This is a genomic window from Xanthobacter sp. DMC47, assembly GCF_056313845.1.
This window is the reverse complement of sequence record NZ_JBQUZM010000001.1, coordinates 2,160,769-2,173,557: the sequence shown is the minus strand read 5'-3', so window position 1 is coordinate 2,173,557 and position 12,789 is coordinate 2,160,769. Positions and strand designations below refer to the sequence as shown.

The following is a 12,789-nucleotide window of genomic DNA, read 5'->3' as shown; positions in this document are numbered from 1 at the left end:
CGAGGCTCGCTTCTGCGCATCGGGACACCGGGACCGCTACTCCATGACCACTGCCTTTGTAACGCCGCCACACGGCAGATCGTTCGGCCTGCGTCTCGACACTTTGATTCGCCTGCGATGGCTGGCGATTTCAGGCCAGATTGCGGCGCTGGTCGTGGTCAATCTCGGCCTTGGCTTCCCGCTGCCGCTGACATCCTGCCTCGCCGTGGTCGGTCTTTCCGCGCTGGTGAACGTCCTGCTGCGGGTCAAGTATCCGGTCGCCCGCCGGCTCGGTGACGCCGCGGCGGGACCGCTGCTCGCCTATGACGTGCTCCAGTTGACGGCATTGCTGTACCTGACGGGCGGATTGAAGAACCCGTTCGTGCTGCTCTACCTCGCGCCGGTGATGATCTCCGCCACCGCGCTCGCCTGGAGCACCACGGTGATGCTCGGCATCCTGGCCGTCGCCTGTGCTGGCGCCGTCGGCCTCTGGACCCGCCCGCTGCCGTGGGCCGGCGCCGATGTGCCGGTGCTCCCGGATCTGTACCTGGCAGGTATCTGGGTGTCCCTATCGGTTGCGGTGGGCTTCATCGGCATGCATGCGTGGCGGGTGGCGGAGGAGGCCCGCGAACTCGCCGACGCCTTGGCCGCCACCGAGCTGGTGCTGGCCCGCGAGCAGCACCTCACGGCCATCGACGGTCTCGCCGCCGCTGCTGCCCACGAATTGGGCACGCCACTGTCCACCATCGCCCTGGTGGTGAAGGAGATGCACCGGTCCATCGGCGACAGCAGTCCCTATAGCGAGGATGTCGCTCTGCTGCGCGACCAGGTGGCGCGCTGCCGTGACATCCTGCAGACGCTGACTTCGCTGAGGTCCGGCGATGCGCCGTTCGATCGCATGCCCCTGGCCCTGCTGCTGGAGGAGGTCGTGGAGCCGCACCGTAATTTCGGCATCACCATCGCCGTGTCGGTGAAGGACGATCCCGACGCCCCGGTCATCGCCCGCAATCCGGGGCTGCTCTACGGCCTGGGCAACCTCGTGGAGAACGCGGTCGACTTCGCCGCGACGCGGGTGGACATCAGCGCCCAGTGGACCCCGTCAGGTCTCGACATTGTTGTGGCAGACGACGGGCCGGGCTTTTCACCCGAAATTTCCGGTCGCATCGGCCAGCCCTATGTCACCTCCCGCGCCCGCGAGCGGCAGGATGCAGACCTTGAGGCGGAGAGTGGCCTCGGTCTCGGCTTCTTCATTGCCAAGACGCTGCTGGAGCGCACCGGGGCAAATTTGACCTTTGAAAACCGCGTGCCGCCGGCTACCGGCGCGGTCATCGGCATCCACTGGCCACGCAAAGCGTTGGCGATCGAGGTGGATGGGGACGCGACAAAGGGACGCGCATTGGATTAATCTACGGGCAGATCGGCGTAAAAGCCGCATCGCTCGTGCTTGTTTGCCGGCATTGCCGATCAGGGATTGAGGAAGACGCGATGAACGAGATGCCTGAGGTGGGGGAAGACCGGTCGGTTCTGATCGTCGATGATGATCGGTCCTTCCTCCAGCGCCTCGCGCGGGCCATGGAAGCCCGCGGCTTCGAGGTCGCCACCGCCGAGACGGTGGCCGACGGCCTCGCCCGCGTCGAGACCTCCGCTCCCGCCTATGCCGTGGTGGACATGCGGCTCGGCGACGGCACCGGCCTCGACGTCATCTCCGCCCTCAAGAAGAACCGCCCCGGCGCGCGCGCCATCGTGCTCACCGGCTACGGCAACATCGCCACCGCCGTCACGGCGGTGAAGCTCGGGGCCGTGGATTACCTCGCCAAGCCCGCCGATGCGGACGACGTGGTGGCGGCGCTGCTCGCCAATGCGGATCACAAGCCGACCCCGCCCGAGAACCCCATGTCGGCGGACCGGGTGCGCTGGGAACACATCCAGCGGGTCTATGAATTGTGCGGCCGCAACGTGTCCGAGACCGCCCGCCGCCTCTCCATGCACCGCCGCACCCTGCAGCGCATTCTGGCCAAGCGGGCGCCGCGCTAGCGGTTCCCATTCGGAAGGTGCAGGTCTTTGCCGTCACGCAGTCTTGTGTGACGGCCACGTCATGGCCACGACGCCCCCGACCACGCAGGCGAGCCCGATCCAGGCGTCCGGTGCCAGCGTCTCGCCAAGGCACAGGACGCCGATCGCGACGCCGATGGGCACCCTGAGATAGGCCTGCGCCGTGGTGCCAATGGAGCCGAGCGTCCGCACCAGCCGGAAATAGATGACGAAAGCGAGCGCGGTCGAGAAGACCGACAGCAGGCCCAGCGCGACGATGGAGCCGACGCTCGGCGCCAGCGTCCAGGGCTGGTCCACGGCAATGCTCACCGGGAGAAGGATCGCCGCGCCGCAGATCAGGGAGCCGGCCGCCGGCACCATCGGGTCGAACCCCTTGAACGACCTGCCGAAGATCGCGGCGCCGGCATAGCAGACCGTAGCGGCGACGATGGCGAACTGGGCCCACACTTGCTTGCCAAATCCCTCCAGCGCCCCGAAGCCGACGATGAAGCCCGTCCCCGCAAGACCTGCCGCAACGCCGAGGAGCTTGCGGGCGGTCACGGCTTCATGCCGGGTCACGAGGGCCGTCAGCAGGAAGGTGAAGATGGGGGAGGTGGCATTCAGGATGGTGGCGACGCCCGCGTCCACGGTCTGCTCGGCCCAGGCGATCAGGGTGAACGGCACGACGCTGTTCAGCCCGGCCTGGAACAGGAAGCGCGCCCAGGTGGCCCGATCCCGCGGCAGCCGCATGCCGCGCAGTCGAAGGATGACTGCGAGGAGCGTGCCGGCGATCAGGGTTCGGGCGGCGATGAAGGTCAGTGGCGGGATGGTTTCCACCCCGATCTTGATGAAGGCGTAGGACGCACCCCAGAGCGTCGAGAGCACCAGAAGCAAAAGCAACTCGATACCGAGGCGCGTCCTGCCTGCCATTGTGATCGCGTCCCTCACTAGAAAATCCACTGCCTCTCTAGCGGGCAAAGGCGTCGGCATGCTTCGGCGGCGGCCGAAGCATCCGGCGGTGACGCGGGCGGCACGGGCGGCTAGCTTTCCGGCATGTCGAACATGGTTTCGGGAAATACCGTTGCCGAAGTCGCCCGCCTGATCGGCGACGTGGCGCGCGCCAACATCCTCTCGGCATTGATGGGCGGGCAGGCGCTGACGGCGGGCGAACTGGCGCATCGCGCCGGCGTGACGCCGCAGACCACGAGCGGCCATCTTGCCCGCCTCGCCGAAGCGGAACTGGTCAAGGTGGAGAAACAGGGGCGCCACCGCTATTACCGCCTCGCCTCGGCAGAGGTGGCGCAGGCACTCCACGCTTTGATGACCGTCGCGGCGGGAGGGCCGAAGCGTCATCGTCCCATCGGTCCCAGAGATGCAGCGCTGCGGCTCGCCCGCACCTGCTACGACCACATGGCCGGCCGACTTGCCGTGGCCCTCGCCGACAGCCTCTGCGCCAACGGTCACGTCGTCATCGCCGACGGTGCCGGACTGGTAACCGACACCGGCCGCCGCCTCCTCTGTGATTTTGGCGTCGCGCTCGACGATGGGGCCAAGGGGCGGCGGCCACTCTGCCGCACCTGCCTCGACTGGAGCGAGCGCCGGCCCCATCTCGCCGGCCGCCTGGGCGCGGCGCTGCTGGATCGGGCGCTGGATCTTGGATGGGTGCACCGCGCGACGGACAGCCGCGCGCTACGCCTTTCTTCGGCTGGGGAACGCGGGTTCTCCAGCGCTCTCGGCCTGCCGGCTGGCTGGCGCGATGCGCCGGCGGCCTGACCTCCAACCCCTACACGTCCGCGCGCAGCAGGTCCGGGTCGTAGAGCACGGCAAGCCGGGTGGCGGCGGCGCGGGCGAAGCGCAGGGTCAGCGCCTTGCGGGTCGCTGCCGGCAGGGGATGGAGCGGCGCGGCCCTCAGGCATTCGGCGCCGAAAGCGTCGGCGACGAACAGGCCGGTCTCCTCCGGCAGGATCTCCACCGGGAAGTCCATCGGCACCGCGAACATCAGCCGGTCGCAGAAATCGCGATATTCCGGCCATTTGGCATCGGTGCGGAAGTCGGTCACCGACGACTTGATCTCGATGATGGTGATCTCGCCCTTCGGCCCCAGCGCGAGGATGTCCGCCCGCCGCCCGCTCACCAGCGAGAATTCGGGCAGCCCGGCCATGCCCGACAGGGCCAGATGGCGCAGCATGCCGCGTTGAACCGCCCGGGCGGTCTCCGACTGGCGGCCGTCCGGCCGTGGCTCGGGGAGGAGCGCCCGCATCGTCGTCTCAGGAGGCAGCCTTCAACGCCTCGGCCTCCTCGTGGGACGGCTCGGGCGCGAAGGCGCGCTTGATGGCGGCGTTGAGTTCGCCGCCGAACACGAAGATGGAGGCGGTGAGGTAAAGGAAGACCAGCGCGATCATCACCGAGGCGAGGCCGGCATAGGTGGTGACGTAATTGGCCGGAAATTCCGCCAGATAGAAGCCGAAGGCCGAGGCGGCGACCAGCCACATGACGAGCGTCACGAGAATGCCGGGAGCCACCTCCGCGAGCTTGCGCCGTCCGGCCGGCAGCCACAGGTGCGCCACCAGCAGCGACACCACGAGGATGATGGAGGTGGCGCCGAAGCGCAGCACGGTGATGGTGCCCGAAAAGCGCTTGAGCGCCGGCACCTGCGCCACCGCCGTCTGCCAGAGCAGCGGCCCGAGCACCACGAGGAAGGAGAGCGCCAGCATGGCGGCGGCGGCGATCAGCACATAGCCGATGGATTCCAGCCGCAGCCAGTACCAGGCCCGCATCTCCTTCATGCCATAGGCGCGGTTGAGGCCGATGCGCAGGCTTTCGACGCCGTTGGAGGAGAAATAGAGGGCGAGCACCACGCCGTAGGTGAGCACGTCGGTGCGCACCTGGTTCACCACGTTGTAGATTTCGCGGGAAATGGGGCCGGCCACCTGTTCAGGCCAGGTCTCCAGGATGAGCTGGATGGTTTCCTGCGCCAGCGGGCGAAGGTCGAGGAAGCCGGCCAGCGCGGTGACGAAGATCAGGAACGGGAACAGGGACATGAGCGCCGACAGGGCAATGTGGCTGGCAATCGCCCAGCCGTCGTCGGCGGAGAAGGTCCAGAACGCATCCAGAACGATATGGTAGATGCGCCGCAGCATGTGGTCTCCCGTTTCAACTCACATCGGGCTTTCCGGCCGGAATGGCAAGCGCCGGCAGCGCCCGTCCACGGTCCGGCTGGTGGCGCCGCGCGCCTTCGGCTAGACAGCGCAGACAGGGCGCCGTCGATCCGGCGTCCGGACCTGCCGAGAGGCCTCATGCCGCGCCAGCCCAAAAGTCCGGCTGAATTGTTCCCGGCTGAATCCCCGGGGGCCGGGACTTCCCAGGCCGACCCGGAAGATGCAACGCCGGACACCGCATCGGGCGTTCCCACGCTACGGGATCGGCTGGGCAAGATCATCGCCCTCGCCCACCTCAAGCTTGCGCTTCGGGCGACCATCGCCGGCATCGTCACCTATCTGCTGGCGGAACAGTTCTCCCTCCCCAACGGATATTGGGCGGTTCTGACGGCAGTGCTGGTGGTGCAGGCGACGCTGGGCGCCAGCCTCTCGGTGGCCATCGACCGGGCCTTGGGAACACTGGCGGGCGGTGTCGTCGGCGTGGCCGGGGCCATGCTGGCGGGGCCATCCCCGCTGGAAACCCTGGCCGTGCTGTCGCTGGCGCTGTTCGTCGCTGCGGCCATGGCGGCCCGCTCGCCCAGCTTCAAGCTGGCGCCGGTGACGGTCATCATCGTCATGCTCGCCCATCCCGGCGGCGACGCGCCGTGGCTGGCGGGGTTGACGCGGGTGGCGGAGATCGCACTGGGCGGGGTGGTCGGCCTCCTGTGCGCCATCCTCATCCTGCCCGAGCGCGCGCTCGGGAAGCTGTTCCCCCATTGTGCGAAGGCGCTGCGGCTGACCGCCCGGTTGCTGGACCTCGGGCAGGGCGGGCTGCTGGGGCGGGGGCTCGATCCCTCGGCCGTGGACCGGCTCAACGGCGGCGCACGGCTCGCTTTGCGCGCGGCCGACCTGCGCCTCGTGGAGGTGCGCGCCGAGCAGACCGGGCGGCTGACCACCCAGACCGATCCTGCACCGGTGGTGCGGGGCGCCCGGCGGCTGTGGCATTCCGCCATCATCCTGCTGCGCAACGCCGACCGGCCGCTGGACGAGCCCGTCGCCGGCCTCGTCTCCGCCACCCTGACCGCCGCGACGACGGCGCTCTCCGCCCAGATGTCAGCCATCGCCGACCGGCTCGACGGCCAGCCGGTTGCCGACCTCGCCACCCGTGCCGATGCGGCAGGTGCAGCTGTGGCGGCGCTGGAGGCGCGGGTGGAAGAGCTGAATACCCAGGGCGCCTTCGGTGCGGTGGGCGCGGAGACGCTGACGGCCCTGTTCTCGGCGGTGTCCGCCTGCGTCCACATGCGGGAAAATCTCGAGGAGCTGGCCGCCCGCCTCGCCGAGGTGCAGGGCGAGGCGCCCTGACGGCCGACTGCCGCTCCGTCCACTCACGGCGAAAGTCGGATCGACCGCGACGGTGGATTCCGTATCAAGGCGCATGCGCCGCACCATTCGCGGCGCAGCGCCTGATCCGGCCTTGTCCCGGCTTTCGTAATCAGGCGTTGCCTTGGCCGGGTTCCGGGGCAAGGATAGGTCAATTGCGCAATGCACAATCAAGGGGGAGAGTTCATGTCCGCCAGCGCCGCCGTTCAGTCCGTGCCCACCGGGGAATTCGACGCAGTGGCGCTCGGGCGCGTCGCGACCGACAGCCTGGAGAAGCTGCTGGCCGAGGCGACCTCCCTGGTGAAGGCCAAGGTGACGGATGGCGGGCGCATCTCTTCCGCTTTGCTGGAGAAGGAGCAGCGCGCCACCCACGGCCTCGCGTGGCTCGCCACCTACGTCTTCTCCGTGCGCGAGCTGGTGCACTATGCCGACCGCCTGACCGAGATGGGCAAGTTCGGCGACACGGAGAAGCTGATCGTCCAGATCGGCCTCGGCGAGTACACCGCCCAGATCCTCGGCGGCATTCCCATGAGCCAGGGCGAGATCGTCCGGCTGCCTGATCTTTACGTCTCCGGCGCGACCATTGCGGCGCTGGCCGCCGAGCCGGCCATCGCGGCGCTCGTGGAGAACGGCAACACGGCCGCGAGCCGCGCCGCGCTCGCCGACATCATCCGCGACGCGCATCTCGCCGGCACCATCGGCGAGGCGGGTCTGGACGAGACCACCGAGGCGATGCGCACGGAGATGCACCGCTTCGTGGAGGCGGAGGTCGCCCCCCACGCCCACGAGTGGCACCTCAAGAACGACTACATCCCGCTGGAGATCATCTCCCAGCTGTCCGAGATGGGCGTGTTCGGCCTCACCATCCCCGAGGAGTTCGGCGGCCTCGGCCTGCCGAAGGAGGCCATGTGCGTCGTCACCGAGGAGCTGTCGCGCGGCTATATCGGCGTCGGCTCGCTCGGCACCCGCTCGGAGATCGCGGCAGAGCTGATCCTCGCCGGCGGCACGGATGAGCAGAAGGGCCACTTCCTGCCCAAGATCGCCTCGGGCGAGATCCTGCCCACGGCGGTGTTTACCGAGCCCAACACCGGCTCCGACCTCGCTTCGCTCCGCACCCGCGCGGTGAAAGAGGGTGACGTCTACAAGGTCAACGGCAACAAGACCTGGATCACCCATCCCGTCCGCGCCGACATCATGACCCTCCTGGTGCGGACCAATCCGGCCGAGCCCGGCTACAAGGGTCTGTCCATCCTGCTCGCGGAGAAGCCGCGCGGCTCCGACGAGAACCCGTTCCCGGCCGAGGGCATGACCGGCGGCGAGATCGAGGTGCTGGGCTATCGCGGCATGAAGGAATACGAGATCGGCTTCGACGGCTTCACCGTGCCGGCGAAGAACCTGCTCGGTGGCGAGGAGGGGCAGGGCTTCAAGCAGCTCATGACCACCTTCGAGAGCGCCCGCATCCAGACCGCCGCCCGCGCCGTGGGCGTGGCCCAGGCGGCCATGGAGGTGGGCCTGAAATATGCCGAGGAGCGCATCCAGTTCGGCAAGTCGCTCATCAACTTCCCCCGCGTCGCCGACAAGATCGTGATGATGGCGGTGGAGACCATGATCGCCCGCCAGATCACCTACTTCGCCGCCCGCGCCAAGGACGAGGGCCGCCGCACGGACCTTGAGGCCGGCATGTCCAAGCTGCTCGGAGCGCGCGTCGCCTGGGCGGCGGCGGACAACGCCTTGCAGATCCACGGCGGCAACGGGTTCGCGCTGGAATATCCCGTGTCGCGCATCCTGTGCGACGCGCGCATCCTCAACATCTTCGAGGGCGCGGCGGAGATCCAGGCGCAGGTTATCGCCCGCCGCCTGCTGGACGGGGGCAATTGAGCGGCTCGGCTAGAGGGATCGGCGAAGCCGTGCTGATCGAGGACGCGCGGCCTGAGGACGAGGCCGCATGGCGTCGCCTGTGGGCGGGCTACAACGCCTTCTACGAAACCGAGGTGGGGGCGGACATCATCGCCCGCACCTGGGCGCACATCCTCGATCCCTCGGTCCCCATGATCGGCCGCATCGCGCGGCGCGGCAGCGCGCCGGTGGGCTTCTCCATCAGCATCCTGCATGAGGGCACCTGGGTCGCCACCCCGGTCTGCTATCTGGAAGACCTGTTCGTCGATCCCGCCTGCCGTGGCGGCGGGATCGGCCGTGCGCTGATCGCCGATCTCGTTCGCCTTGGCCGGGAGCGGGGCTGGTCGCGCCTCTACTGGCACACGCGGCAGGACAACCCCGCCCGCCGGCTCTACGACGAATTCGTCCTGGCGGACGATTTCGTCCGCTATCGCATGGACCTCTGACCCGCCCGCTCAGGCGAGCCGGGCGGCATTGTCACGCGCATAGGTCTCAAGCGTGCGGGGGGCATGGCCGGTCAGCGTTTCCACGTCACCGGTGATGCCCGCCGTCCACCCCTCGCGGACGGGATGGAACAGCGTGGCGAGGAAACGTGCATAAGCGTCCGGCACCCCGGCGCCCATGAGGATGCCGACGAAAGCATCATCGCTCACCGGCGTGTAGGCGATGGCCTTGCCCGTCACCCGTGAGAGGATGGCCGCCGCCTCGCCATAGCCCAGCGCTTCGGGGCCGGTGAGGTTGAAGGCGCGCCCGTCGAAACGGTCCGTGGTCAGCGCCGCGGCCGCGCTTTCGGCGATGTCGCGCCGGTCGATGAAGCTCGTCTTGCCATCCGCGGCCGGTACGGCGATCACGCCGTGATCGATGCCAGGCTTCCAGAAGGTCTGGAAATTGTCCGCGAACCAGTTGGGCCGCAGGATCACGAACGGCGTCCCGGAGCGCTCCAGCACCAGCTCCACCTGCCGATAGGGAATGGCGTCGTCCGCATCGACCCCGAGCGCCGTCATCAGCACCACCTTCACTTTCCGGGCGGCCGCGGCTTCCACCACGGGCAACAGGCGGCCAGTGATGTCGAGCGAGCCGGTGGGGGCGAGCAGGAAGACGCGGTCTACGCCCTCGAAGGCAGCGGCTAAGGTGGACGGATCGTCCATATCGATGGCGACGCCCTGCGCTCCGCCCACCGGTTTGCCCGTGCGGGAGGCCGCCTTCACCTGCTCACCCTTCGCGAGAAGGGCCTCCACCAGCGGCTGGCCCACATTGCCGTTGGCCGCGAAAACCAGAATCTGACCCGACATGATCGCTCTCCTGCTGACCGGCGCACCGGGCGAGGCATCCAAGGATAGGTTTCTATTGGAAACCAGCTTCCGAATGGATACATATTCCTGGTCGAGCGAGCCCAAAAGAGAGCACTTTGAAGTCACATGGTCACTTCCGGGAAACCTGAGGACATGCAGGCGCCGGGCGGCGAGAGCTGTCGCCTGCCGTGGCCCTTCGACGTCTACGAGGCCCAGTGCCCCACCCGCATGGTGCTGGACCGCATCGCCGACAAATGGGCGGTGCTGATCCTCGACCGCCTGCGCGACGGGCCGGTGCGGTTCAACCACCTGAGGCGGGACATCAAGGGCATCTCTCAGAAGGTGCTGTCGCAGACTCTGAAAAAGCTGGAGCGCGACGGGCTCCTCTCGCGGGCGGTGTTCCCCACGGTGCCGGTCACCGTGGAATATGCGTTGACCCCCCTCGGCCGGACGCTGACCGACGCGGTGGCGGCCATCGCCCATTGGGCCGAGCGCAACATGGATGCGGTGCTGGCCGCCCAGGCGGCCTATGATGCGCGGGCGGGAGGCGACGCGGGGCTCTAATCCCCCGTGCCCTCGTCCGCCTCTTCCGGCCCCGGCACGTATTCCAGGATGTCGCCCGGCTGGCAGCCGAGGGTTTCGCAGATGCGGGCGAGCGTGTCGAAACGCACGCCGCGCACCTTGCCGGACTTGAGCAACGAGACGTTCTGCTCGGTGATGCCGATGCGCTCGGCCAGCTCGCGCGAACGCATCTTGCGGCGCGCCAGCATCACGTCGAGATTGACGATGATGGGCATGGTGCTCCCATAACCTCCCCGCTCAGATGAAGCTCGCGTTTTCTTCCGCGATGCGCGCCGCCTCGCGCATGACCGCACCCACTCCGATGACGAGCAGGCCGACGATCACCGCCACCACGTCATGGCTGGAGATGGAGACGGCGATGGCGCGCGCACCGGGCGGATTGTTGAGGGTGAGGGCGATGCTCAGCGCCGCTCCGACGAAGGGTGCGATCAGCCCCTGAAGGGCAACCGCCGCGCCGAAGCGTTCCAGCCGCACCGCCAGCAACGCGGAGATGAGTTCGCCGCGCCCGAAGTCGCGGAAAATCTGGCGCACCTGCAACAGGCCATAGGCGAGGATGCCGAGCGGGATCGCGGAAATCGCGAGCCCGGCCGACAAGCTCGCGCCATCGAGCGCGACGGGATGCCCGACGAGGCCGACGCGCGGGACGATGACCCGTTCCACCAGCCCCGGCGACAGCCAGATGCCGAGGCCGGACGCCACGAGCAGCAGCAGAATCACGAGGGTTGCGACCGACAGTGTGCGGCCGAGGCGCACGACGCGATGGAGTTTGGGGTCGAGGGGCAAAGCGGACATGAGCGACCTTTCCTTGACGCATTCATTTTTTATCGTAAAACAGTAATTATTCAACCCAAAATGAGAGATCGAATGCATTTCTTTCCCGCCCTTGGGCGCGCCTTGTGGCCGCTCGCCGTGCTGGCGCTCGTTCTGTCCGTCGGTGCCTGCTCCCATGTGCCCATCAGCTCTCTGCCCCAGCTCGCCACACTTGATCTCGAGACGGCGGACCTCACCGTCCTGCGTGCGGCCGTGCGCGCGCCGAAGGAGATCGTCGCGGTTCCCGGCGGAGCGTTCGTCGTCATGTCCTACTGGCGACAGGGTGAGGAGGCCCGCAAGACCACCGTGCAGGCGGCGCTGGAGGTGGAGGCTGATCCGAAAGCGCTCTCGGCGCTGAAGGAGGAGGAGCGCACGGGCATGCGCATCACCGTCTTCCGGCTGACGGACGAAGGCCGGCGCAAGCTGGAGGCGGCGCGCAGCGAGGCGCTGGCGCTGAAATCGGACGAGCTGGCGAAGGGCCGGCGCGCCAGCGGATCGCTCGCGGTTTCCGCGGAGGGGTGCGTGCGCGGCACGCTGCCAGCGGGGCCGCTCCTGCTCAGCACCTATCTCAGGCTGAAGCCGGGCGGAAACTTCGTGACCCTGATCCAGGACATCGATCTGAGGACGCTGCTTGCCCAGGCCGGCTCCGACGAGAGCGCCATGAAGCCGTGCGTCAATTGAAGCCCTGCGCCAATTACCCGGGGCTCACGCCTCGGCCGGCGGGATCTCCACTTCCATCGCCTCGTGGCCGGTCAGGCGGAAGAAGGCGCGCAGCGCATCCGGCGTGAGCACGGTGGTGCGGGCATTGGTGAGCGGGTGGCAGCCCACGAGATCGGCGCGCATGAGCGCGGCGTCGATGGCGAAGCGGACACGGCCTTGGGTGTCGTTGGCGAGCGCCAGCAGGCTCACCGAGCCGGGCAGGATGCCGAGGTGCTCCATGAGCGCCTCTGGCGAGGCGAAGGAGAGCGAGCCCTTCGCCCCGAGCGGTCCGCGCAGGGCCTTGAGGTTCACCGGGGTGTCCTCGGCCAGCGTGAGCAGGAAATAGGTCTTCTTCCCGTCGCGCAGGAAGAGGTTCTTCGTGTGGGCGCCGGGAATGTCGCCGCGCAGCGCCTGGGATTCGGCCACCGTGTGGACGGGCGGATGCTCGTAGGTGGTGCCGGGGATGTCGTTCTGGACGAGGAAGGCGAGGAGCGTGTCGGGCGTGTGGGGCGTGTTGGTCATGGGCCGGTCGGTCTGGTCGGGAAACAGGCGAGCCTTAGACCCGTCCCGCTGCCTCGGGCAAGCGGGCTCCCGCGCCTGAGGGCCCGAAGGCCGCTCGCCCGGGGCCCTGAACAGCCCGCCCGCCCGAGGGCGTGAAGGCCGCCCGCTCCACGGAGCCGGCGGCCTGTTCAGTCAGCGCAGCTGGGTGAGGCACGCGCCGGCCGCTTCGGCGGCGGGGCGGGCGTTGCTCATGGAGACGGCGCCGGACTGCACCAGAGCCTTGGTCTTCGCGGTCACGAGCGCCCGCGGGTCGGACGCGCTGGCGAAGCCCGGCGCGACGGCGGCATAGATCGCCTTGGCGTCGGCGCCGAGGCCGGCGGCGCACTGGTCGGCCGAGGCCTTGTCGGCGAGCGCCGGGGCGGCGCAGGCGAGGGTGAGGGCGGCGGCGCAGAGCAGGGACTTCATGGGGTGTTGCCTCCAGT

16 protein-coding genes are annotated in these 12,789 nt (G+C 68.5%); 8 read left to right on the top strand and 8 right to left on the bottom strand.

Going from position 1 to position 12,789, the window contains the following annotated elements; all coding sequences use genetic code 11:
* Window positions 1-43: 43 nt before the first annotated feature.
* The gene (locus tag ACT54R_RS10060) at window positions 44-1,384 is read left to right on the top strand and encodes an ActS/PrrB/RegB family redox-sensitive histidine kinase (protein ID WP_168458497.1); all 1,341 of its coding nucleotides are present in this window, start codon (window positions 44-46) and stop codon (window positions 1,382-1,384) included.
* 80 nt (window positions 1,385-1,464) lie between these two features.
* The gene (locus tag ACT54R_RS10055; RefSeq protein ID WP_476325868.1) at window positions 1,465-2,013 is read left to right on the top strand and encodes an ActR/PrrA/RegA family redox response regulator transcription factor; all 549 of its coding nucleotides are present in this window, start codon (window positions 1,465-1,467) and stop codon (window positions 2,011-2,013) included.
* Between the two features lie 33 nt (window positions 2,014-2,046).
* Here ACT54R_RS10055 and ACT54R_RS10050 read toward each other — a convergent pair whose 3' ends face one another.
* Entirely contained in the window at window positions 2,047-2,940 is an 894-nt protein-coding gene (locus ACT54R_RS10050) for a DMT family transporter (RefSeq protein ID WP_476325866.1), read from the bottom strand.
* A gap of 132 nt (window positions 2,941-3,072) precedes the next feature.
* On the opposite strand from ACT54R_RS10050, the gene ACT54R_RS10045 reads away from it, so the two are divergent.
* Window positions 3,073-3,783, top strand: coding sequence for an ArsR/SmtB family transcription factor (locus ACT54R_RS10045; protein ID WP_476326448.1), 711 nt, complete (start codon window positions 3,073-3,075; stop codon window positions 3,781-3,783).
* A gap of 10 nt (window positions 3,784-3,793) precedes the next feature.
* Here ACT54R_RS10045 and ACT54R_RS10040 read toward each other — a convergent pair whose 3' ends face one another.
* Both ACT54R_RS10040 and ACT54R_RS10035 read right to left on the bottom strand, forming a co-directional pair.
* On the bottom strand, window positions 3,794-4,270 hold the full coding sequence (locus ACT54R_RS10040; RefSeq protein WP_476325864.1) for an MmcB family DNA repair protein: 477 nt from the start codon (window positions 4,268-4,270) through the stop codon (window positions 3,794-3,796).
* A gap of 7 nt (window positions 4,271-4,277) precedes the next feature.
* Window positions 4,278-5,150, bottom strand: a complete 873-nt coding sequence (locus ACT54R_RS10035) for a YihY/virulence factor BrkB family protein (RefSeq protein WP_476325862.1) — start codon at window positions 5,148-5,150, stop codon at window positions 4,278-4,280.
* A gap of 156 nt (window positions 5,151-5,306) precedes the next feature.
* On the opposite strand from ACT54R_RS10035, the gene ACT54R_RS10030 reads away from it, so the two are divergent.
* From ACT54R_RS10030 to ACT54R_RS10020, 3 genes are all read left to right on the top strand, one after another.
* Entirely contained in the window at window positions 5,307-6,509 is a 1,203-nt protein-coding gene (locus tag ACT54R_RS10030; RefSeq protein WP_476325860.1) for an FUSC family protein, read from the top strand.
* A gap of 204 nt (window positions 6,510-6,713) precedes the next feature.
* A complete protein-coding gene (locus ACT54R_RS10025; RefSeq protein ID WP_168458492.1) occupies window positions 6,714-8,405 on the top strand; it encodes an acyl-CoA dehydrogenase family protein in 1,692 nt (563 codons plus the stop codon).
* A gap of 29 nt (window positions 8,406-8,434) precedes the next feature.
* Complete coding sequence (locus ACT54R_RS10020) at window positions 8,435-8,869, top strand: N-acetyltransferase family protein (protein ID WP_476325857.1); 435 nt, start codon at window positions 8,435-8,437, stop codon at window positions 8,867-8,869.
* A 9-nt stretch (window positions 8,870-8,878) separates the two neighbouring features.
* Here the strand turns inward: ACT54R_RS10020 and ACT54R_RS10015 are convergent, their stop codons facing one another.
* The gene (locus ACT54R_RS10015; protein ID WP_476325855.1) at window positions 8,879-9,715 is read right to left on the bottom strand and encodes an SDR family oxidoreductase; all 837 of its coding nucleotides are present in this window, start codon (window positions 9,713-9,715) and stop codon (window positions 8,879-8,881) included.
* Between the two features lie 153 nt (window positions 9,716-9,868).
* Between ACT54R_RS10015 and ACT54R_RS10010 the strand changes: the two genes are divergently transcribed.
* Window positions 9,869-10,279, top strand: coding sequence for a winged helix-turn-helix transcriptional regulator (locus ACT54R_RS10010; protein ID WP_476325853.1), 411 nt, complete (start codon window positions 9,869-9,871; stop codon window positions 10,277-10,279).
* Here ACT54R_RS10010 and ACT54R_RS10005 read toward each other — a convergent pair.
* Together ACT54R_RS10005 and ACT54R_RS10000 are read right to left on the bottom strand one after the other, a co-directional pair.
* Window positions 10,276-10,512: a helix-turn-helix domain-containing protein gene (locus tag ACT54R_RS10005; RefSeq protein ID WP_476325851.1), complete on the bottom strand. Its 237-nt coding sequence runs from the start codon at window positions 10,510-10,512 to the stop codon at window positions 10,276-10,278. The genes ACT54R_RS10010 and ACT54R_RS10005 overlap by 4 nt on opposite strands.
* 22 nt (window positions 10,513-10,534) lie before the next feature.
* Window positions 10,535-11,089, bottom strand: a complete 555-nt coding sequence (locus tag ACT54R_RS10000; RefSeq protein WP_476325849.1) for a DUF2975 domain-containing protein — start codon at window positions 11,087-11,089, stop codon at window positions 10,535-10,537.
* A gap of 72 nt (window positions 11,090-11,161) precedes the next feature.
* Here ACT54R_RS10000 and ACT54R_RS09995 point away from each other — a divergent pair, with 72 nt between their 5' ends.
* Window positions 11,162-11,788: a hypothetical protein gene (locus ACT54R_RS09995; protein ID WP_476325847.1), complete on the top strand. Its 627-nt coding sequence runs from the start codon at window positions 11,162-11,164 to the stop codon at window positions 11,786-11,788.
* Between the two features lie 24 nt (window positions 11,789-11,812).
* Here the strand turns inward: ACT54R_RS09995 and ACT54R_RS09990 are convergent, their stop codons facing one another.
* Complete coding sequence (locus ACT54R_RS09990) at window positions 11,813-12,328, bottom strand: prolyl-tRNA synthetase associated domain-containing protein (RefSeq protein ID WP_476325845.1); 516 nt, start codon at window positions 12,326-12,328, stop codon at window positions 11,813-11,815.
* A gap of 171 nt (window positions 12,329-12,499) precedes the next feature.
* A complete protein-coding gene (locus ACT54R_RS09985) occupies window positions 12,500-12,772 on the bottom strand; it encodes a hypothetical protein (protein WP_168458485.1) in 273 nt (90 codons plus the stop codon).
* Window positions 12,773-12,789: the final 17 nt, after the last annotated feature.

What these genes read in the sequence shown, in the direction of transcription:
- ACT54R_RS10035 (WP_476325862.1), bottom strand. Translation starts at nt 5,150, where the DNA reads ATGCTGCGGCGCATCTACCATATCGTTCTGGATGCGTTCTGGACCTTC.
- ACT54R_RS10045 (WP_476326448.1), top strand. Translation starts at nt 3,073, where the DNA reads ATGGTTTCGGGAAATACCGTTGCCGAAGTCGCCCGCCTGATCGGCGAC.
- ACT54R_RS10060 (WP_168458497.1), top strand. Translation starts at nt 44, where the DNA reads ATGACCACTGCCTTTGTAACGCCGCCACACGGCAGATCGTTCGGCCTG.
- ACT54R_RS10055 (WP_476325868.1), top strand. Translation starts at nt 1,465, where the DNA reads ATGAACGAGATGCCTGAGGTGGGGGAAGACCGGTCGGTTCTGATCGTC.
- ACT54R_RS09995 (WP_476325847.1), top strand. Translation starts at nt 11,162, where the DNA reads ATGCATTTCTTTCCCGCCCTTGGGCGCGCCTTGTGGCCGCTCGCCGTG.
- ACT54R_RS10040 (WP_476325864.1), bottom strand. Translation starts at nt 4,270, where the DNA reads ATGCGGGCGCTCCTCCCCGAGCCACGGCCGGACGGCCGCCAGTCGGAG.
- ACT54R_RS10010 (WP_476325853.1), top strand. Translation starts at nt 9,869, where the DNA reads ATGCAGGCGCCGGGCGGCGAGAGCTGTCGCCTGCCGTGGCCCTTCGAC.
- ACT54R_RS09985 (WP_168458485.1), bottom strand. Translation starts at nt 12,772, where the DNA reads ATGAAGTCCCTGCTCTGCGCCGCCGCCCTCACCCTCGCCTGCGCCGCC.
- ACT54R_RS10030 (WP_476325860.1), top strand. Translation starts at nt 5,307, where the DNA reads ATGCCGCGCCAGCCCAAAAGTCCGGCTGAATTGTTCCCGGCTGAATCC.
- ACT54R_RS09990 (WP_476325845.1), bottom strand. Translation starts at nt 12,328, where the DNA reads ATGACCAACACGCCCCACACGCCCGACACGCTCCTCGCCTTCCTCGTC.
- ACT54R_RS10025 (WP_168458492.1), top strand. Translation starts at nt 6,714, where the DNA reads ATGTCCGCCAGCGCCGCCGTTCAGTCCGTGCCCACCGGGGAATTCGAC.
- ACT54R_RS10015 (WP_476325855.1), bottom strand. Translation starts at nt 9,715, where the DNA reads ATGTCGGGTCAGATTCTGGTTTTCGCGGCCAACGGCAATGTGGGCCAG.
- ACT54R_RS10005 (WP_476325851.1), bottom strand. Translation starts at nt 10,512, where the DNA reads ATGCCCATCATCGTCAATCTCGACGTGATGCTGGCGCGCCGCAAGATG.
- ACT54R_RS10000 (WP_476325849.1), bottom strand. Translation starts at nt 11,089, where the DNA reads ATGTCCGCTTTGCCCCTCGACCCCAAACTCCATCGCGTCGTGCGCCTC.
- ACT54R_RS10050 (WP_476325866.1), bottom strand. Translation starts at nt 2,940, where the DNA reads ATGGCAGGCAGGACGCGCCTCGGTATCGAGTTGCTTTTGCTTCTGGTG.